The organism is Peptostreptococcus sp. (genome assembly GCF_977045075.1).
On record NZ_CDRRTB010000005.1, the window covers coordinates 1 to 20,647 of the forward strand.

The window sequence follows — 20,647 nt, forward strand, 5'->3', positions numbered from 1 at the left end:
CACTAGTAGGAGATACACAGTGTTCTCTTGCAATTAAGTCCATTGACTTAGTCTCACATAGGTTTAAAACTATGGACCTCTTAACATCATTCGATATGAAGCACCCCTTATCTACGATAGGTGTTTTGGCCATAAATGTTGACTCGCAATGCTTACAGAAAAATCTCTGCTTTTTAACCATTAATATCAAAGGGTTTGTATTAACCCTATTAAAAAGTATTTTTACAGTCTGACTCCCATTTCTAATTATGTCATAATTTTCATTGACTATACCACATTTAGGGCAGCAAGCTGGCCTATATGAAAGCTTTCCCCTTAGTACTGTATATTCTATCCCCTTGATATTTTCTTTTTCGTTACCTAAAATTACTAAATTGTTATCGTTAATTCCCAAGATTTCTGTTATACTAGCATTAGAACACATATCATTTCTCCTTTTTTTATTTTGTGGTGATTTAAATTATACATGAGATTTGATGTGTGTTCCTATTTTTTTGCAAAAAATTTAGCGTTGGGAGAGAATTTTCTCTCACCAACGCTAAATATTATACAACCCATTTTTTATGCTAGATTATGAGTTTAATTACTTGTTTAGAGTATTTACTAATGATAATTTAAGAACTAGTCTAATCTTTAGACTTTTGTAAATTACTTCAAGTTCAGAGATTTTAATTTTCTATATACCTGTCCGATGGGGAGACCCATAATGGTATAATAATCACCCTCTATATATTCTACTAAAAGGGCACCCATATCCTGAATACCATAGGATCCAGCCTTGTCCATTGGAGAACCTGTAGCAATATAGTCCTTAATAATTTGGTCCATAGCTGGATCAAGGTCGTAAAACTTGACCTGGGCTATACTTACAAAGCTATCCTCAAAGTCTGGTCCTACTATGCTTACACCTGTATAAACCCTATGTACCTGGCCTGCGAGGTTCTTTAACATCTTATAGGCATCATGGGAGTCCATTGGCTTACCAAGGATTGACTTGTCGGTAACAACAAGTGTATCTGATCCGATAACATAGTGGTCTTTTTTTTGTCTGTAGACATGGAGGGCTTTTTCCCTGGCCAATCTCTCAGTAAGTATTTTAGCCTGGTCAAAGGTCGATTTTTCCCTTGAATCAACTAAGATATGAGATTTTATAACCCCCTCATCTATGTCGGCAGCAAGGCTGCTGAAGTCAAGCCCACACATTTGTAAGAGCTCGATTCGTCTAGGAGACTTGCTAGCAAGTATAATTTTATTCATAGAATATCCTTTCCAAAAATCAAACCTATATAAGATACCTAGGAATTTGAGGACTATATAGGCTAGTACTTATATAAACTTTGTATCTATATTTATGTATACATTATAGCCTAGATATTTTTCCTTTACAAGTTCTTTGACCTGGTTCTTGACCTGGGCATGGTCCACCGAATAATCCAATAGTAGGTCAAAGTAGATGGACTTTTCTTCTTCATCTATATAAAGTCCATGGTAACCAAGACACGATGGGTTATTTGAAATATAGTCATTAATTATATTCAAAAAAGCTTTAGCAACCTTGTGGTTTTTATTGACAGAATAAAAACCAAATGTGAGATAGATGTTATGCTTCTTATAAATTTCCATCTGTAGCCTGTGTAGGGTAGGGTAGATATCGCCTACCTTGGTTTCATGGTCTAGTTCAACATTTATAGATCCCATATTATAGACTGGTCCATAATTGTGAATTATTAGGTCATATGCACCAAGAATACCTTCCTGAGACTTGACCATATTTCTTATTTCAGCAGTTGTTTTGGGGTCTAATTTTACTCCAAGAATATTATTTATAGAATCAAGGAGAATATCTGCCCCAGTTTTAATAATAAAGCCGGATATGATTATACTAGCATAGGCTTCGACCTGTATCTTTAGGAAGATACTGACTAGGGCAGAAATAATCGTAAGGCTGGTAATTATAGCATCATTTTTTGCATCTTTTCCAGATCCTATTAGGGCACCAGAATCTACCTCCCTACCAAGTTTTTCAGTATAGGAACCCAATATAACCTTTGTTACCACCGTCAATACCATAATAACTAGGCTAAGGCTTGTGTAGTTTGTATGTACAGGGTGAAATATACCATTTACAGATGAAATAAGGACCTGTATACCTGTTACTATTACAATTATGCCTATAACCATACTTGTAAGGTACTCTATCCTACCGTGACCAAAGGGATGCTTATCGTCTTCCTCTTTTGATGATAGTTTTGTACCTATAATAGTGATGATTGAAGAAGAGGAGTCCGTCAAGTTGTTCATTGCATCAGTAGTAATAGCAATAGAGCTTGTTATTGATCCCAGTACAATTTTAATTATGGCTAGGCCTATATTTGCTATAATACCAATTATAGACGTCCTCATTATTTTTCTTTCCCTATTGTCTATATTAGTCGTCCTATTTTCCTGGCTTGAGGCCCTATTATTTACTTTATCTGAACTAGCCTTAATATCTTGATTAAAAATAGCACTGTCTATTTGCTTTAAACTATTAATATTTTTCTTATTATTTTTCATTTTATAACCTCCTTTATCATTAGATTATCGATTGATAATAACCTAGTTAATATAATACCACTTTTTATAAATAAAAAACAAGAAATTTAATATACTAGTATAAAATAGATTTTTAATATATAATATATCTAATAGTTTTGAAGAGGAGGCAGTATGGATATATTATTCGAAAATAAGCAAATTTTTGTGTGGATTCTTTATTTTTTTATATATGCCTTTATAGGCTGGATAGTTGAGGTTATCTACCATGTTGTAAAACAGGGAAAATTTGTAAATAGAGGTATGCTGGCAGGTACTATTTGCCCAATATACGGCTTTGGTTCAGTCATGTTGGCCTACTTATTATTTCCTATGAAAGACAATATACCAGTCCTATTCTTGGGATCGGCCTTTATATGTACTTTCTTGGAGTATATGGCTGGCCTGGTCTTGGACAAGTGTTTCCACAGGAGGTGGTGGGACTATTCTGATAATAAGTTCAATATAGGGGGTTATGTGTGTGTAGAGTTCCTACTATATTGGGGAATAGGTGGTCTTATACTGATAAGGGACATACACGCCACTATAGTTAACCTAGTAGGCCTGATACCAATTAGACTTTTGATTATAGCTGATATTATATTCTTGCTAGTTTTTATAATAGACTGGGTATCAACAGTTCAGGCTATCTTGAAGTTCAACAAAAAGCTTAAGTTACTAAGTGAAATGCGAGAAGATATATACAAGCTTAGCGACAAGGTTGGGGCAGGGGTAGCAGATAGGACCCTGGATGTTATGGACAAGGCTCAAGTATTGTCTGAATTTACACGTAGAGAGAGAAGGGTATTTAAGGCCTTCCCAAGTATGAGGGAAAATAGGTATAGAGAGGCCTTCCTTGAGCTTAGGAAAAAGTTTGATGAATCACAGCTAAAGCAGAGATTAAAGGACAGCTAGAAGACAAGGAAGCTTAGGGGAAAATAAATTAGTATATAAAGACAAATAAGTAAGGGGCTAGACCTCAACCATAAATTGGTAGGAGGAATAAGCCCCTTTTTATGATAGGGTCTAATAGGAGAATCCTATAAATATAAAAAGAAGGGATATTTGCCCCTTTTTAGACCTAGATACCTTGCATATAATACCATTTTAAGTTATTATATTTATTGTATATATCAGCTTTTAAGTCTGTATATATATGCTATAGATGAATTTGAATAGATTGAAGATAAACGAGGTGTGGTTAATGGAAAAAACAAAAATACAACCAATTTTATGTGGTGGTGACCTAAATTGCTACAGTGTAGCAAGGGCCTTTCATGAAGAATATGGAATAAAGTCAATTGCCTTTGGTAGGTACTACCTAGGTGCAACAAAGGACAGTAAGATAATAGACTTTAGGGTGACGCCAGATATTACAGATCCTGAAAAATTTGTTGATATATTACTAGAGGAAGCAAAGAAACATCCAGCAGATGTTAAACTTATACTTATGGGTTGTACTGATGAATATGCTGAACTGATAATAGACAAAAAGGACCAGTTAAAGGAGGCCTTTGTGCTTCCATATATAGATGCAGACCTTAAAAATAGGCTGGTCGAGAAGGAATCCTTCTACGCTGTATGTGAAGAGTATGGATTGGACTACCCAAAGACATATATATACAATAAGGGAGACCAGACAAGGGACTTTGGTTTTATGTATCCGGTAATAGTAAAGGCCTCTGACAGTATATCCTTCTTCCAAAACCCATTTGAGGGCATGAACAAGGCCTATGTAGCCCATAGTGAAGAAGAGTTCAACCAGATAATATCCGACGTATACTCGCATGGTTATGAAAAGAGTATGATTATACAGGATTTTATACCTGGTGAGGACGACCACATGAGGGTCTTGACATGCTATTCAGACCAGAATGCCAAGGTAAAGATGATGTGCCTAGGTCATGTTCTTTTAGAGGAACACACACCTAAGGGAATAGGCAACCATGCGGCCATCATTACAGAATATGAAGAGGAATTGATGGAAAAGTACAAGGCCTTCCTAGAAAAGATAGGCTATGTGGGTTTCTCAAATTTCGATATCAAGTATGATGACAGGGATGGCAAGTTTAAGGTATTTGAAATAAATCTCAGACAGGGTAGGAGTAACTTCTATGTAACATCTAGCGGTAATAACATAGCTAGGTATGTAGTAGAGGACAGGATATACAATAAGGAAATGGACCTTAAAATACAAGAGGACCCTTTCTACTGGCATGTAATACCGAATTCAGTAGTATATGACTTTGTAAAGGACAAGTCCTTGGTTAAGAGGTGTAAGGACCTTGTAGCCCAGGGCAAGTCGGCGAGCTCATTTGGATATGACTATGACTTGAGGGGCAACTTCAAGAGGAGGCTATACCTCTTCTTGTATGGCCTAAACCAGAAAAAGAAATTCAACAAGTATTGTAAGAAATACTAGCTATAAATATAAACGGAGAAAAACATGAAGAAAGATAAAACAGTTGGTGTATTGGGAGGACTTGGACCTATGGCAACTGTCTACTTCTACGATATGGTAGTCGAAATGACAGAGGCTAAGAGGGACCAGGACCACCTAGACATGATAATTATGAATAGGGCAACTACTCCTGATAGGACTGCCTATATACTTGGATCATCTGATGATAGTCCACTCGACTATATAGTTAGAGATGCAAAAAGATTAGAGGCAGCTGGGGCGGACTTTTTAGTCCTAACATGTAATACTGCCCATTACTTCTACAATGCTATTGTAGAAGGGCTAGGTATACCCTTGATAAATATGATAGAAGAAACGGTAGTTCATGCCAAAAAGAAGGGGCACAAGAAGATAGGTATACTAGCAACGACTGGAAATATAAATACTGGTCTTTACCAGGACATGTGTGTCAAGCATTCAATGGACTACTATGTTCCGAGTCAGCCGGTCCAGGAAATGGTCATGGATATAATATACGACCAGGTAAAGGCAGGCAAGAAGGCCGATATGGACCAGTTTAACAAGATTATAGAGGTATTAAAGGCTGAGGGATGTGATTGTGCCATACTTGGCTGTACAGAATTATCCATTATAAAAAAGGATGAAAAACTGCCAAACGACTTTTTTGTAGATTCTTCAGAAGTCCTGGCCATGACAACCATATTGAAGGCAGGTAGAAAACTAAAAGAAGACTATCAAATCTAGGTTGATAGAAATAGGGGTGGACTAAATGAAACTTAGTGAATTACTCACAGGCCTGGAATATATTTCAAACAGGGATATGGACCAGCTAAAAGAATGTGAGATAGACAACATATGCTACGATTCCAGAAAGGCAAGAGAAAATGGGATATTTGTAGCCATCAAGGGAGAAACAGTAGACGGACATAAGTATGTAGACTCAGCCTACCAAAAGGGTTGTAGGGTATTTGTGGTAAATGTCAATATGGACCTGGCAGAGGATGCCATTATGATAATAGTAGATGACAGTAGGAACTGCCTATCTCATATATCAGCCAACTTTTTTGGAAATCCTTCAAGAAATCTTAAGGTAATCGGTGTAACTGGTACCAAGGGCAAAACTACTATAACTAATTATCTAAGGTCAGTCTTGACTAAGTCAGGTCTGAACACAGGTGTAATAGGAACAAATGGGGTCTTCTACAATGACTATGCAGGTAAGACTATAAATACTACACCAGAATCATATGAGCTCCACAAGACTATTAGGGAGATGGTAGATGCAGGTGTCAAGTGCGTGGCAATGGAGGTATCTTCAGGAGGCCTAATGATGGAAAGGGTCAACCATGTTAACTTTGATATTGGTATATATACCAACCTATCACCGGACCATATAGGACCTAAGGAACATCCTACTTTTGAAGACTATAGGGATTGTAAGTCCAGACTATTTGCCCTATGTAGGCATGGTATTATCAATATTGATGACGATCATGCTTCATATATGATTGACAAGGCTACCTGTGATATAGAAACTTTTTCTATAAAGAAACCTAGTGATTTTAGGGCGGAGGATATCAGCCTGACTAGGACTCAGACCAGTCTTGGTGTTGACTTTAAGTATATAAGAAATGGTCAGCCTACCCAGACCCATATAGCCTCACCAGGTGAATTCAGTGTATATAATGCCCTGGCAGTTATTGCTACAGCTAATTATCTGGGTATAGATAAGACCAAGATGCTGTCAGCCTTGGCTACTGCCCAGGTGGATGGTAGGGTGGAAGTTATACCGTCAATACCTGATATAACAGTGGTCCTTGACTATGCCCATAATGGTGTCAGTCTAGAAAATGTTCTAGAAACCCTACTAAAGTACAAGCCAAGAAGGCTTATATGCGTATTTGGTTCAATCGGTGGAAGGTCGGTCCTACGTAGGAAGGAGTTAGGAGATGTTGCAGCCAAGTTGTGTGATATAGCAATCCTGACTACAGATAATCCTGACGATGAAGACCCAATGAAAATTATCAATGATATCGAAGAGTCCTTTGTAGATTCTAAGTGTCAAGTCCTAAAGATTGTTGACAGGTCCCAGGCTATCCTAAAGGGAATAGAAATTGCCCAGCCGGGTGACATGGTAATAGTTGCAGGCAAGGGCCACGAAAAGTACCAGATAATACACGGCGAAAGGGTATTTTATGATGAAAAGGCAGAGGTCCTAAAGGCTATTGAGATAGTAAAGGATAGACAGGATTCCTAAGAGACTAGTTGAATGATAGGGGCTATAATAATAGCCGATGAATAATAATTATAAGAAAGGCTACACACCTGTATAGTATAAGTGTGTAGCCTTTCTTATATCTTTGTTTATATATTTTCTATTGCTTTAATATTACAGCCTACTTGCTAGTAAAGTTAGAAAATTTACAGTTGATAACATTTGCTGAAAATACCCAATCTTCATTTAGGAGCTTCAAAAACTGGTCTTTGCTCAGGTAGATAGTAAAGAGGTTAGTCTTTAGGTCATCCTGCTTGCCTATATCCCTCTTGTATATATCGAAGTCATCAGGTATAATTTTCCCATATTCGTACGTGTCCTTTTTACCAGTAAAATTTGAGAGAGAACCGATGGCTATAGAAGTCTGGTCCATTCTTGATCTACTGGTAACAATCTCCTTGAAAGCTACAAATATATCCCTATTATTATCTATTAAGTCAAGGTTAGCCATATATACTTTCTTCAGTTTTTTTCTCAATTGGTCTTTACTAAGCTTGTCAATATCCTCATATAAGGTCTTAGGATCTGTATCTGTATAGGTTTCACCAGTAACCTTATCCTTAAGAGTTTTCTTCTTAACCTGGTAATGAGCACTAGGGTTTATACCTAACTCAAGGTAGTGGTCGTATGGATCACCAGGATAGAAAGTAAGGTCTGTCCCATCCGGTGACTTTTGTATCAAGTCGTAGCTAGCTGGGTCGACTACTCGTAGCCAAAACGGCAATATATCGAAGTTTTTATCAAAGTCTTTTAAAAGGTCAGCTATAGATATTAAATTCTTGCTACCCACAGAGGCGAAAATATATGCTGAATCTGGTAGCTTTTTGACATTTTCTATCAAGTCCTTTTTATCAGGGAAGCTACCATACAAATTTCCATTAATACTAGCTCCATATTTGCCGTGATCAAGAGTTATCTGGCCTCTTTTATAGATAATTTCTAAATCAATATCTCCAACAGCGACTGATCCATCATAATAGTTACCTGTATCAAGGTAAAACTCGTAGGACCCGAACTGTCTATCAACAACATCCAAATTAATTAGTAGTCTGGTAGGATCACTGGTTGCATAGAATGAGTGGACCATATTGGCCAGGTCATTGTACTGACTGGTATAATTTCTATTGTTACCATAAAGGAGGGGACTAAGATACCTATTTTTCACCTGGGTCCATAGGGGTTTGTTTTTTTCCTCGCTATTAGCCATAGTGTAGAAGTCTGGATAAAAGGACTTTACTATGGGGTTAATTATAAAGAGAAGGGCCACAACAAGTATAGCCGTCTTTAGTAGGACAGACCTGGTAGTCCTTGCTATCCTTTTTTTTATTTCCTTATCAATTAGTTTTTCCATTTTGGCTTCCAATTCCATTTGGTCAGGGTCTTGGCTAAAAAGGTCTTCAAAGCTTTCAATAGCATCATCTACTGATTTTTTATTCTTGGAAGGACCCTCCTGAAGATTGTCTTCATCAAGAAGATCTTTGCTAGAACTAGCCTTATCTATATTGTCTATGTCAATAGCACTATTTGTAGTTATATTGTCTCTATTATCATTCTTCATACTTTTCACCCCATTTTCTTTCAATTAAAATTTCCTTTAGTCTTTGACGGGCCCTGGACCTAATCTTTCTAATGTTGGCAGGGCTGGTGTTCATAATATCGGCAATTTCCTCATCCTTGAGCTGCATATATATGGTGTACATGAGGACAACCCTATAATTTTTAGGTAAGAGGGTGATGCCGTGGGCAACCTCTCTCATACTCTCCTCTTTTATAAGGATATCCAAAGGGTTATCTGGTCCAGATAAACGCTCAAATATTAGGTCAGGGTCATCTACATAACGTGAACTATGCCGTATGTGGTTTATAAACTCATTTTTAAGAACCTTAGACAGCCAAAACTTTAGGCTACCACCCTCCCTATATGAAAGGTAGGCCTTGGCAAAGGTAACCTGAACCAAAGACTTGGCCAGCTCGTAGTCACCACATAAGGAAAGGGCATATACGAGTAGGTTCTTATGGTATTTTTTGTATATCTCTTCAAAGTCCGTATTCTTCATATATACCTCCTAGAAGATGGTGCCTAGCTATCAACAAATTAGAATCCAAGAATTTACTTAAATCTTGTTTGAGAAATCAACTCAAGAAAATTTTCTTTATATTAATATAACACAGGAAAGATGGATTTGTGACACTATTTAATAGGATTTATTTAAAGGTGGGTCGGGTGTCTATATATATACTTGTTTGAATATCTATTTTATGCCCATTTGATTGATTTTAAGGCTCTTATAGGTTATAATATATGGTGTTGAATAATGTAATTTAGCAAATATATTTTCTTTAAGAAAAGGATTTGGATATATATTTGTTTGCTAAGAATATACTTCGGAGGTTAAATTTATGAAATTAGGTATAGTAGGCTTACCAAATGTTGGTAAGAGTACACTTTTTAATGCAATTACGCAGGCAGGTGCCGAATCTGCCAACTACCCATTTTGTACTATAGATCCAAATGTGGGTGTGGTATCAGTTCCTGACAATAGATTAAACAAGCTAAAAGACCTGTACAATTCAAAGAAGATTGTCCAGACAGCTATAGAATTTGTCGATATAGCAGGTCTGGTCAAGGGTGCTTCTAAGGGAGAAGGGCTTGGTAATAAGTTCCTTTCAAACATAAGAGAGGTTGACGCCATAGTTCATGTAGTCAGGTGTTTTGAGGACTCAAATGTAGTCCATGTTGATGGTTCAATCAACTCTTTAAGAGATATAGAGACTATAAACCTTGAGTTGATTTTCTCAGATATGGAAATTTTAGACAGGAGAATAGCCAAGACTACAAAAGGTCTGAAGGCTGATAAGACCCTACAGGGAGAATTAGATATACTCAATCAGGTTAAGGCTACTCTTGAAGAGGGCAAGAGCATAAGGACAATGGACCTGTCAGATGATGATTGGGCCTTTGTAAGGTCACTGGACCTGCTTAGTTCAAAGCCAGTAATATACGTGTCAAATGTTTCAGAAGACGACCTAGTTGATGATGGAGTAAACAATGATATGGTTAAGGCTGTTAGGGAATTTGCTGCAACTGAAAATTCTGAGGTAGTTGTAATCTGTGCCCAGATTGAGGCTGAAATATCAGAATTAGAAACTGAAGAGGAAAAACTAGAATTCTTGGAGACTTTAGGTCTATCCCAGTCTGGTCTAGACAAACTTATCAAGTCCTCTTATCATCTATTAGGCTTGATTTCCTTCCTTACTGCTGGTGAGCAGGAGGTCAGGGCTTGGACTATAAAGAATGGTACTAAGGCTCCTCAGGCTGGTGGAAAAATTCACTCAGATATTGAAAGAGGTTTTATCAAGGCGGAAACTATAGCCTATGAGGCCCTTATAGAGTATGGAACTATGTCTGCAGCCAAGGAAAAGGGTCTGGTAAGACTTGAGGGCAAGGACTATATAGTAAAAGACGGGGATGTTATACTATTTAAGTTTAACGTGTAAAGTCATTTGAATATTACTAGTCTAGGGCTAGAAATATATAAATAATCAGGTGGAAATAATAAGGGGATTGAAGTAACTAGGTCCCAATAAACAATGTGAGGTGTAGATATGTTTGTAAAGTTTGAGTGTGACAATTTTAAGAGAGCAATAATTGATAATTACAGGGAAAAGATTGATCCTGCCTTTGATGGTCAGGAAATCAGTCCTGATATGATGGAAAAGTTTGACCTATTGGATATGAATGACTATGGAATTACTAGTATTGAGGGTATTCAAAATGCTAAGAATTTAAGACTCCTATATATGGCCAATAATGAGATAAAGGATCTTACCCCACTAAAGGAATGTGGTAAGCTTGAAATCCTTGACTTCCAGAGAAACCAGGTGGAGGATATATGGCCACTTGAACTCTTGAGAAGGCTTGAGTCTTTAAATATAGCCTACAACAATATTACAGATGTAATGGCCTTGAACGATATTGCCAATATTGATAGCATCAACATATCTGGTAATACTATTGAAAATAGGCTACCCCTACGTCATATCAGGTTTGTGAAGAAGTAAATCCTTGATATATGGTGACCATTCACCAGGAAGGTAACGATAATGACAATGATGAATATTATAGACCTAGGAGATGGCTTATCCCTAGGTCTAGTAAAGACAAAAAAATTTAAATCTAATTTGATTTCTATATATTTCCAAAGGCAACTTGACAGGCAGGAGGTTACGAGACTTTCTTTATTGACAAACCTTCTACAGGTTGCCAGCAATAAGTATCCAAGCATGAAGGCCATATCTCAGAAACTAGATAGTCTTTATGGACTGTCTATGAACCTAGGTCTTACTAAGCATGGTGAAAAGCTAATTGCTAGTCTCAAACTATTGACTATATCAGACAAGTATCTTGACCAGCCAGTTTTTGAGGATGTGATTAACTTTGCCAGTGAAATACTATTAAATCCACTAGTGGTTGATGGACAGTTAAACCCAGACATGCTAGACCTAGAAAAGAAAAATCTTGAGGAAGAAATAAGTTCAAAGATTAATGATAAGAGGACCTATGCAAGTCTGAGGTGTATAGAACACATGTGCAAGGATGAGCTTTATTCAATTGACCATATTGGTTATGTTGAGGACTTAGACTCAATAGACGCCAAGGATATTTACGATACATATAGGGACCTCATATCAACATCTAGGATTTTTATAATGGTTGAGGGTGACTTTGACGAAGATAAGGTAAAAGACCTTTGTATCAGAAAGTTCAAGTTTGAAAGGACAAATGTTCAAAAATTAGTAAGAGAAGACTACAAATATTTGCCCACTAGGACTAAATATTTCGAAGAGGATATGGAGACCAGCCAGGCAAAGCTAGTAATAGGTCTTAGGACTGGTGTGGACTATATGGACTATGAGAGATACTATAGTCTGATGCTTGCCAACAGTATATTTGGTGGTGGTCCCCACTCCAAGCTATTTAATAATGTGAGAGAGAAGGAGAGCATATGCTATTATGCATCCTCTAACCTAGAAAAGACTAAGGGACTTATGTTTATAAGCTCAGGCATAGATGTAGAAAATTACGATAAGGCAATATGCCTCATATGGAAGGAACTTGAGGATACAAGGCAGGGAAGGATAAGCCAGCTAGAGCTAGATAATGCCAAAAAGAGCCTGATTAACTCCTTGAAGGCCATGGGAGATTCCATAGTTTCAGATGTTGACTTTATATATAACCAGTATATATCTGGTAGCAAGTTGACCGTAGAGGATGTTATTGGATATGTAGAAAAAGTTGATATACCAATGATCATAGAATCCATGAAGGATGTAAAAGAAGATACAATCTTCTTTTTGAAGTAGGTAAAAGGGGGATTTTATGAAGAAAATATATAATGAAGTAATAAGAGAAACTTTATACTATGATTGTCTTGAAAATGGTCTAGAGGTATATTATATGCCTAAGAGAGGCTATACGAATAAGTATGCGGTTTTGGGAGTTGACTTTGGTTCTAATGACCTTGATTTTATACCTATTGGTGAAAGTGAGAGGATTAGGGTCCAAGAGGGTATAGCCCATTTCTTGGAGCACAAGATGTTTGAGCAACCAGATGGTGGTAATGCCTTTGACAAGTTTTCCCAGCTAGGGGCCAGTGCAAATGCCTTTACTAGCTTTACCATGACTGCCTATCTTTTCTCTACTACAGACAATTTTATGGAGTCACTAGACCACTTGATAGATTATGTCCAGACTCCATACTATACAGAAGAAAATGTAAATAAGGAAAAGGGGATAATAGCCCAAGAGATAAAGATGTATGAAGACGATCCTGAATGGAATGTCTACTTTAATTGCCTGAAGGCTATGTATTCCAAACACCATGCTAATATAGATATAGCTGGAAGTGTTGAATCGATAAATAAGATTAGCCCTGAAGAGCTTTATAAGTGCTATAGGACCTTCTATAATCCGGCTAATATGAAGCTATTTGTTGTAGGCGACCTAGATGTAGAGATCTTGATGGATACAATTAAGAAGGCTAACCATAAGGACCTTGACTTTGACAAGAATATTAGGTCATTTATGCCAGAGGAGCCTGTAGAGGTAAAGCAGAAGAAGATAGTTGAAGAATTTACGGTGTCTATCCCCCTATTTTATATAGGCTATAAGGATGTTAAGAAGCCTATGGAGCCTAGGGAGGCCCTTAAAAATGAAATTAGGTCTGACATCCTCTTCGATATGATTTTTTCTGAAAGTGGAGACCTCCACCAGACCCTATATAATGATGGTCTTTTGCTTGGTAATATTTCTGGTGGCTATCTTAGCCAAAAGGACTATGCCTATGCAATAGCATCAGGTGTATCAAGGGATCCGGAAAGACTTAAACAGGTGGTAGACACATATATTGACGAGCTAAGAAAATCGGGTCTCGATAGGCAGGATTTTGAAATAAATAAGAAAAAGAAAATAGGTGGCTTCTTAAAGTCCTTTGACTCTATCGCCTATATTGCCAATAATTTCTTGTCATATAGGTTTAGGGGAATTAACTTCCTTGACTATTTAGAGGTATTAAAGGAGATTAGCTTTGAAGATGTAGAAGATAGGTTGAATGACTTCTTCTGCCAAGATCAAAGTGTAATATCTATAGTGAAGCCTAAATCTAGTAATTAGGAGGTTATTATGGATAGGGTAGCATTTTCCATTTTTGGACTAGATATAATGTGGTATGGAATCCTGATAGCCTGTGGTATTTTAATGGCGATACTAGTTTCTTCTAAGGAGGCACGGAGACTTGGCTACCAGGAAGGACAGGTAACAGACATTTGCCTTTTTGCTATACCACTTGGCATAGTGGGTGCCAGGCTATACTATGTAGCCTTTAATTGGTCCCAGTATGCTGGTGATTTAAGAGAGATTATAAATATTAGAGGTGGTGGACTTGCCATCCACGGTGGGATACTAGCAGGTATATTGACAGTCTGGGTATTTACAAGGATAAAAAAGCTTGAGTTTTTTAGGACGGCTGACATCCTAGTCTTGGGCCTACCTATGGCCCAGGCTATAGGTAGGTGGGGTAATTTTATAAACGGAGAGGCCCATGGTGGTCCCACCAACCTGCCTTGGGCAATCCTAGTTGAGGGCCAAAGGGTCCACCCAACCTTCCTGTATGAATCAGTATGGGATTGGATGATATTTGTCTATATATTTATGATTAGGAAAAATAAAAAATATGAGGGCCAGCTCCTAGTGGATTACATATTCCTATATTCACTTGGTAGGTTCCTTATAGAGGGTCTAAGGACCGACTCCTTGATGCTGGGACCTATCAAAATGGCCCAACTAATCAGCCTAGTAGGTATAGGCATGGCCCTTGTGGCTAGGTACTTCCTTTTAAAAAAGAAGGCATATAAGGAAAATACCGGAAAGTAGGTAAAGAGATGGAATTTAACCATGTATCAGTTCTTTTGAACGAATGCATTGAAAATTTAAATATTAAACCTGATGGAGTCTATGTTGACTGCACAATGGGAGGGGCTGGTCATAGCAAGGAAATAGTAAAAAGACTATCTGCTAAGGGTAGGTTGTTTTGCTTTGACCAGGATATCAATGCCATCAATGTTGCAAAGGACCGTCTAAAAGAGTACAATGATAGGGTGGTCTTGATCCATAGTAACTTTGAGAACCTTAAGGCAGAGCTGGAATCAAGGGGTATATATGGTATTGATGGAGTCTTGGCTGACCTGGGAGTTTCATCCCACCAGCTAGATGAGGCAGACAGGGGGTTTTCCTATATGCACGATGCTCGTCTAGATATGAGGATGGACGATAGGGCAAGTATGTCTGCCTGGCAGGTGGTAAATGAGTATTCCCAGGAGGACCTTTATACTATAATCAAGGACTATGGTGAAGAAAAATGGGCAAAAAGGATAGCCGAATTTATAGTCGAGGAAAGGGCTAACCACACTATTGATACAACATTTGACCTAGTTGATGTCATCAAGAAGGCCATACCTAAGGGGGCCAGAATTGATGGGCCTCATCCAGCCAAAAGAACCTTCCAAGCTATCAGGATAGAGGTCAACAACGAGCTAGGCGTAATAAATACAATGATAAGGGATGCTGTCTCCATGATGAACAAGGGGGGGAGGATCTGTATAATAACCTTCCATTCTCTAGAAGATAGGATAGTTAAAAATGAGTTCAGGTACCTCAACAAGGACTGTTTATGTCCTCCTGAACTGCCATTTTGTCAGTGTAATAAGAAAAGTGAGCTGAAGATAATAACTAGGAAGCCGATTTTACCAAGTGATGAAGAGGTAGAATTTAATCCACGATCTAGGAGCTCAAAGTTGAGGGTAGGAGAAAAGAAGTAAACAATAGCTAGGAATAGAGGTGAAAATATGATTAGCTTAAGAGTTGAAGAAGTTGTCCAAGCGACCCAGGGCCAGCTAGTATGTCAGGGCGAGGACAGCGGAGTAATTACCAATATAGTCATAGATAGCAGGCTAGTATGTCCAGGAGCTATGTTTGTCGCTATAGTTGGTGAAAGTATGGACGGACATACATTTTTAGAGTCTGCCCACCAAGAAGGCTGTAAATTTTTCTTGGTAAGTAACGAAAGCTACATCACAGATAGGTTTAAGGACAGCACTGTTATTAAGGTTGATAATACGGAGATAGGACTTGGCTTGTTAGGCAAGTACTATAGGGATAAGTTTGATATACCTTTCGTAGGTATAACTGGTAGTGTAGGAAAGACTACTACCAGGGACATGGTTTATTCTGTTTTAGCTAGCAAGTTTAATACCATAAAAAATGAAAAGAACTACAACAATCAATTTGGGGTACCCCTTACCCTGTTTAGGCTAGAGCCTAGTCACCAGTGTGCGGTGATAGAAATGGGTATGTGTGACTTTGGTGAGATAGAATATTTGGCTAATATAGTTAGGCCTAAGATTGGAATTATAACTAATATAGGAATGTCTCACATAGAACACCTTGGCTCCCAAGAGGGTATCTTCAAGGCAAAGATGGAAATAACATCGGGTTTTGACCGGGCTTCATCACTTATAATAAACGGGGATGATAGATTTTTAAGGGCTGAGCTTGAGAGATATAGAAATAGCAATAAGGACTCATATAAGGTATATTCCTTTGGCATGGAGCTTCAAAATGATTTATGCTGCAAGTCACAGGAAATAATAGACCATGATAAGACTAGGTTTACATGTGGTTTTGAAGGTCAAAGTTATGATTTTACTATACCTTGTCTAGGAGAGCATAATGTAAAAAATGCCATGGCAGCTATCCTAGCAGGTCATATAATGGGTATGACAATGGAAGAGATTTCAAAGGGATTGATGGACTTTGTTGCAACTGAAAATAGGCAGGACATTATCAAGACTGATAGGTTTGTCCTGATAAATGATGTCTATAATGCTAGTCCAGACTCTATGATAGCAGCCCTAAAGGTCTTGAAGCTATACAAGGATAATAGAAGGGTGGCTATACTTGGAGACTGTCTAGAGATGGGACAGTTCGCAGAAGAGGCCCATAGAAAGGTAGGCTACCAGTCTATAGATAAGGCCGATATTATTATAACTACGGGCCAGGCGGCTAGATTTATTGGTGTAGAGGCTATGGAAAGAGGATTTGACCTAAGTAGGGTCTTTCACTTTGAAAGTAAGGATGAACTGATTTGCGCCCTTCCGGAAGTCGTAGATGATGGTGATGTAATCCTCCTAAAAGCATCTAGGGGTATGAAGTTTGAAGATATAGTAGAGGTCTTGAAAGGAGGCTGTCAATGTTAGGTTTTAGAGACTTGGCCATTACAGGTTTATTTTCATTTGTATTGGTGTTAATAATGGGTCCAATAGTTTTACCAGCCCTTCATAGGTTCAAGTTTGGACAGACTGTTAGGGATGATGGTCCCCAGAGTCACTTAAAAAAGAATGGTACACCTACAATGGGAGGTGTTATGATCATAGCAGCAATCCTGCTTGTTACATTAATCAGGGCAGGTGTCAGCAGGGATATTTTAATGGCCCTATTGTGTATGTTTGGGTTTGGTTTAGTAGGATTTTTTGACGATATTGTCAAGATTAAGATGACAAGATCTTTGGGGCTTACACCTATACAAAAGATAATAATACAGGTTGTTTTAGCCTTTGTACTTGCCTTATATAGGTATTGGACTATAGGTACAGGCGACCAGTTTATCATACCATTTATACAGGTGGGCATTAATATCGGTATTTTCTATATACCTCTTATGCTTATAGTAATTATAGGTACAGTAAATGCTGTAAACTTAACCGATGGTCTGGATGGTCTAGCTTCTGGTATTACGGCGATTGTATCTGCATTTTTTGTGGTATTTGCCCTAATTATTGCGCACAACTTTGGTATATCACAGATGGCAGCAGCAACACTTGGTGCCTGCATAGGCTTCTTGTGGTTTAATGTGAATCCAGCCAGAGTATTCATGGGAGATACTGGGTCTATGGCACTTGGTGGTGCAGTTACAGCCTTTGCCTTGTTTACTAACTCTGTCCTAATTATACCAATTGTTGGAGGTATATACTTTGCAGAGGCCCTTTCAGTAATGATCCAGGTTATGTACTTCAAGAAGACTAGGAAGAGAATCTTTAAGATGGCACCATTACACCACCATTATGAACAATGCGGATGGCCAGAAACAAAGGTTGTATTTATATTTTGGCTAGTATCAATAGTCCTTGCCTTAATCGGACTAGTAGCCATGTTTTAATTAAATAATAGATGAAAATTAGAGCCTAGTTTACTGGGCTCTTAAGATATGATGGGCAATAGCTCACAGACTGACAAAACGAAATGAAGGTGACTATAATGAGTAAGAAAATACTAGTTGTTGGTATGGCAAGGTCAGGGCTGGCAGCAGTCAAGTACCTAGCAAAGAAGGGGCATAGGGTATTTGTTAATGATTCCAAGTCTATAGAAGACCTAGGTCAGGTATTGGATGAATTAAAGGCCTATGAGGACTTAGAATATATTTTGGGACAGGACCCAAGTATAGAAGTTTTAGCCCAGTTGGACCTGGCTGTTGTTTCACCAGGTGTTCCTCTAGATCTAGATTTCTTAGTTCGACTAAGAGAGATGGGCAAGGAGGTCATAAGTGAAATTGAACTAGCCTATAGGGAGGGTCTAGAAAAGGACATAAAATTTATAGCAATTACAGGAACAAATGGAAAGACTACTACTACATCAATAGTAGGTGAAATATGTAAGGAGGCTGGCCTAGATACCTATGTAGTTGGAAATATCGGAAATCCAGCTATTAGTGCTGTTGAAGAGGCTCAGCCAGGTGCAGTTTTGGTGACTGAGCTATCAAGCTTCCAGCTTGAAGCAGTATATGACTTTAGGCCAGAAGTTTCTACAGTTTTAAACCTTACTGAAGACCATATGAACAGGCACCATACTATGGAAAATTATGCTAGGGCCAAGGCTAATATTTTTGCTAAACAGACACCAAAAATGGTGTGTGTTTTGAATTATGATGACCCAATAACAAGGAAAATGGGAACTTCTTGTCCTGCCAGACCGGTATATTTTTCTAGACAGGCTAGACCAAACGGAGGCATCTACCTTGATGACAAAGAGAATATTATAGCTGTCAAGGATGGTGTAGAACTTGAAATAGTAAATGCTGAAGATCTAAGCCTACCAGGTGGTCACAATCTGGAAAACTCTATGGCAGCCATAGGACTTTGCCTTCATTTCGGTATAGATAAGGAAGTTATTAAGAGGGTATTGACTAACTTTAAGGCAGTGGAACACAGGCTAGAATATGTTAATACGGTAAATGGAGTTGTATATGTAAATGACTCCAAGGGTACTAACCCAGACTCTACTATAAAGGCGGTTCAGTCATACAAGACACCTATAATCCTAATCGCTGGTGGCTATGATAAGGGAAGTGATTTTACTGAACTTTTTGATATAGCTGTTAATTATGTTAGGACAGTTCTAGTAATAGGTCAAACAGCTGACCTTATTGCTGATACAGCTTCCAAGGCCGGTATCAAGGAAATATACAAGCTAGAGAGCCTAAAGGACGCAGTTATCAAGGCTAGTAAGCTTGCAAATGAAGACGATGTAGTTCTATTGTCTCCAGCATGTGCTAGTTGGGGAATGTACAAGAATTATGAGGAAAGAGGACAGGAATTTAAGGATATAGTAAACAATATTTTATAGATAAAGGGGAGCATTATGAGACTTATATTGTCAGGTGGTGGAACTGGAGGTCATGTATATCCAGCTATTGCAATTGCCAATAAGATAAAGGAATACCATCCGGATGCAGAGATACTATTTGTAGGTACTAGGGCAGGCATAGAGGCCGAGATAGTTCCGAAGTATGGTTATAAAATAGAATACATTGATGTTCAAGGGTTTAGAAGGAAGATTGACTTCGATAATGTTAAGAGGCTTATCAAGTTCTTAAAGTCCTTGAGTGATTCTAAGAGAATAATTAAGAAATTTAAACCAGACCTAGTTATTGGTACAGGAGGCTATGTAAGTGGTTCGGTGGTTTTAAAGGCTAGTAAGATGGGCATTAAGACCTGTATACATGAACAGAATTCTTTCCCTGGCATGACCAACAAAATGCTATCAAAGAATGTTGACCTAGTTATGACTAGCTTTGAGGATTCACATAAGAGGTTTCCAGACCAGGCACAGTCAAAGCTAACATTTACAGGTAACCCAGTTAGGGATGAAATCCTGAATTCAGATAGGGTTGAATCTAGGAAGAGGTTGGGATTAAGTCAGGATGAAAAAATGCTACTAGTCGCAGGTGGTAGTGGTGGATCTGAGGAGATTAATAATGCCCTTAAAAAGTTGATACCAGCCCTAGTTGAGGGGGGAATTGCCTTCACAATAGCAACTGGTAGAGCTTACTATGATGACTTTATGAAAATCTATGCTAATCTAGACTTTGGACCAAACCAGAAAATACTTCCTTACCTGGATGATATGGCCAACAACCTTGCTGCGGCAGACCTAGTAATAGGATCAGCTGGTGCAATATCAATGGCAGAGATGACAGCAATAGGTATTCCGGCAGTTATAGTTCCGAAGGCCTATACAGCAGAAAATCACCAGGAATATAATGCTAAGAGTCTTGAAAGAGCCGGTGGTGCAGTGTGTATAACTGAAAGGGAATTAAATGAAGACTCCCTATATGACGCAGTTCTTGGCCTTCTTAATGACAAGGTCAAGCTAGAGGAAATGGCTAAGGCAAGTAGGGCCTTTGGTAAAAGGGATGCTATAGACCAGATATATGATAGGATTTCTGCTTTTTTCTAAATTAATTATAGATAAATTGCAAAAAAAG

Annotated in this window: 19 protein-coding genes; 14 read left to right on the forward strand and 5 right to left on the reverse strand. The window is 38.1% G+C overall.

Annotated features, from left to right (window positions below; all coding sequences use genetic code 11):
* The 3 genes from ACW6OJ_RS01095 to ACW6OJ_RS01105 all read right to left on the reverse strand — a co-directional run.
* The coding region (locus tag ACW6OJ_RS01095) for a transposase family protein (protein WP_456095539.1) at window positions 1-424 on the reverse strand (424 nt) is incomplete at its 3' end.
* A gap of 224 nt (window positions 425-648) precedes the next feature.
* Window positions 649-1,257, reverse strand: a complete 609-nt coding sequence (locus tag ACW6OJ_RS01100) for a Maf family protein (RefSeq protein ID WP_456095540.1) — start codon at window positions 1,255-1,257, stop codon at window positions 649-651.
* Window positions 1,258-1,326: 69 nt separating this feature from the next.
* Window positions 1,327-2,556: a cation diffusion facilitator family transporter gene (locus tag ACW6OJ_RS01105; protein WP_456095541.1), complete on the reverse strand. Its 1,230-nt coding sequence runs from the start codon at window positions 2,554-2,556 to the stop codon at window positions 1,327-1,329.
* 153 nt (window positions 2,557-2,709) lie between these two features.
* Here ACW6OJ_RS01105 and ACW6OJ_RS01110 point away from each other — a divergent pair, with 153 nt between their 5' ends.
* From ACW6OJ_RS01110 to ACW6OJ_RS01125, 4 genes are all read left to right on the forward strand, one after another.
* Window positions 2,710-3,489 carry a putative ABC transporter permease gene (locus ACW6OJ_RS01110; RefSeq protein WP_456095542.1) on the forward strand — a complete coding sequence of 260 codons (780 nt, stop codon included), beginning with the start codon at window positions 2,710-2,712 and terminating at the stop codon, window positions 3,487-3,489.
* Between the two features lie 289 nt (window positions 3,490-3,778).
* Complete coding sequence (locus ACW6OJ_RS01115) at window positions 3,779-4,996, forward strand: carboxylate--amine ligase (protein ID WP_456095543.1); 1,218 nt, start codon at window positions 3,779-3,781, stop codon at window positions 4,994-4,996.
* Window positions 4,997-5,020: 24 nt separating this feature from the next.
* Window positions 5,021-5,740, forward strand: coding sequence for a cysteate racemase (gene cuyB / locus ACW6OJ_RS01120; protein WP_412426708.1), 720 nt, complete (start codon window positions 5,021-5,023; stop codon window positions 5,738-5,740).
* A 25-nt stretch (window positions 5,741-5,765) separates the two neighbouring features.
* Complete coding sequence (locus tag ACW6OJ_RS01125) at window positions 5,766-7,253, forward strand: UDP-N-acetylmuramoyl-L-alanyl-D-glutamate--2,6-diaminopimelate ligase (protein ID WP_456095544.1); 1,488 nt, start codon at window positions 5,766-5,768, stop codon at window positions 7,251-7,253.
* Window positions 7,254-7,392: 139 nt separating this feature from the next.
* On the opposite strand, the gene ACW6OJ_RS01130 is transcribed toward ACW6OJ_RS01125, so the two are convergent.
* On the reverse strand, window positions 7,393-8,829 hold the full coding sequence (locus tag ACW6OJ_RS01130; protein ID WP_456095545.1) for a hypothetical protein: 1,437 nt from the start codon (window positions 8,827-8,829) through the stop codon (window positions 7,393-7,395).
* Window positions 8,819-9,328: an RNA polymerase sigma factor gene (locus ACW6OJ_RS01135; RefSeq protein ID WP_456095546.1), complete on the reverse strand. Its 510-nt coding sequence runs from the start codon at window positions 9,326-9,328 to the stop codon at window positions 8,819-8,821. Before ACW6OJ_RS01135 ends, ACW6OJ_RS01130 begins: the two co-directional genes overlap by 11 nt.
* 343 nt (window positions 9,329-9,671) lie before the next feature.
* Between ACW6OJ_RS01135 and ychF the strand changes: the two genes are divergently transcribed.
* The 10 genes from ychF (at window position 9,672) to murG (ending at window position 20,619) form a co-directional block, all read left to right on the forward strand.
* Window positions 9,672-10,769 (forward strand): redox-regulated ATPase YchF, encoded by a 1,098-nt coding sequence (gene ychF / locus ACW6OJ_RS01140; RefSeq protein ID WP_456095547.1) that lies wholly within the window; start codon window positions 9,672-9,674, stop codon window positions 10,767-10,769.
* Window positions 10,770-10,877: 108 nt separating this feature from the next.
* Window positions 10,878-11,333 (forward strand): leucine-rich repeat domain-containing protein, encoded by a 456-nt coding sequence (locus ACW6OJ_RS01145; protein ID WP_456095548.1) that lies wholly within the window; start codon window positions 10,878-10,880, stop codon window positions 11,331-11,333.
* 42 nt (window positions 11,334-11,375) lie between these two features.
* Window positions 11,376-12,635, forward strand: coding sequence for an EF-P 5-aminopentanol modification-associated protein YfmF (yfmF, locus tag ACW6OJ_RS01150; protein ID WP_456095549.1), 1,260 nt, complete (start codon window positions 11,376-11,378; stop codon window positions 12,633-12,635).
* A 16-nt stretch (window positions 12,636-12,651) separates the two neighbouring features.
* Complete coding sequence (yfmH, locus tag ACW6OJ_RS01155; protein WP_456095550.1) at window positions 12,652-13,944, forward strand: EF-P 5-aminopentanol modification-associated protein YfmH; 1,293 nt, start codon at window positions 12,652-12,654, stop codon at window positions 13,942-13,944.
* 9 nt (window positions 13,945-13,953) lie between these two features.
* Window positions 13,954-14,703, forward strand: a complete 750-nt coding sequence (gene lgt, locus ACW6OJ_RS01160; protein ID WP_456095551.1) for a prolipoprotein diacylglyceryl transferase — start codon at window positions 13,954-13,956, stop codon at window positions 14,701-14,703.
* Window positions 14,704-14,711: 8 nt separating this feature from the next.
* Window positions 14,712-15,647, forward strand: coding sequence for a 16S rRNA (cytosine(1402)-N(4))-methyltransferase RsmH (gene rsmH / locus ACW6OJ_RS01165; RefSeq protein ID WP_293699437.1), 936 nt, complete (start codon window positions 14,712-14,714; stop codon window positions 15,645-15,647).
* Between the two features lie 27 nt (window positions 15,648-15,674).
* Window positions 15,675-17,084 carry a UDP-N-acetylmuramoyl-tripeptide--D-alanyl-D-alanine ligase gene (locus ACW6OJ_RS01170; RefSeq protein WP_314504595.1) on the forward strand — a complete coding sequence of 470 codons (1,410 nt, stop codon included), beginning with the start codon at window positions 15,675-15,677 and terminating at the stop codon, window positions 17,082-17,084.
* Entirely contained in the window at window positions 17,078-18,043 is a 966-nt protein-coding gene (gene mraY, locus ACW6OJ_RS01175) for a phospho-N-acetylmuramoyl-pentapeptide-transferase (RefSeq protein WP_293429562.1), read from the forward strand. Before ACW6OJ_RS01170 ends, mraY begins: the two co-directional genes overlap by 7 nt.
* Before the next feature lie 98 nt (window positions 18,044-18,141).
* Window positions 18,142-19,506: a UDP-N-acetylmuramoyl-L-alanine--D-glutamate ligase gene (gene murD / locus ACW6OJ_RS01180; protein WP_456095552.1), complete on the forward strand. Its 1,365-nt coding sequence runs from the start codon at window positions 18,142-18,144 to the stop codon at window positions 19,504-19,506.
* A gap of 15 nt (window positions 19,507-19,521) precedes the next feature.
* Window positions 19,522-20,619: an undecaprenyldiphospho-muramoylpentapeptide beta-N-acetylglucosaminyltransferase gene (murG, locus tag ACW6OJ_RS01185; RefSeq protein ID WP_456095553.1), complete on the forward strand. Its 1,098-nt coding sequence runs from the start codon at window positions 19,522-19,524 to the stop codon at window positions 20,617-20,619.
* The last annotated feature ends 28 nt before the right edge of the window (window positions 20,620-20,647 follow it).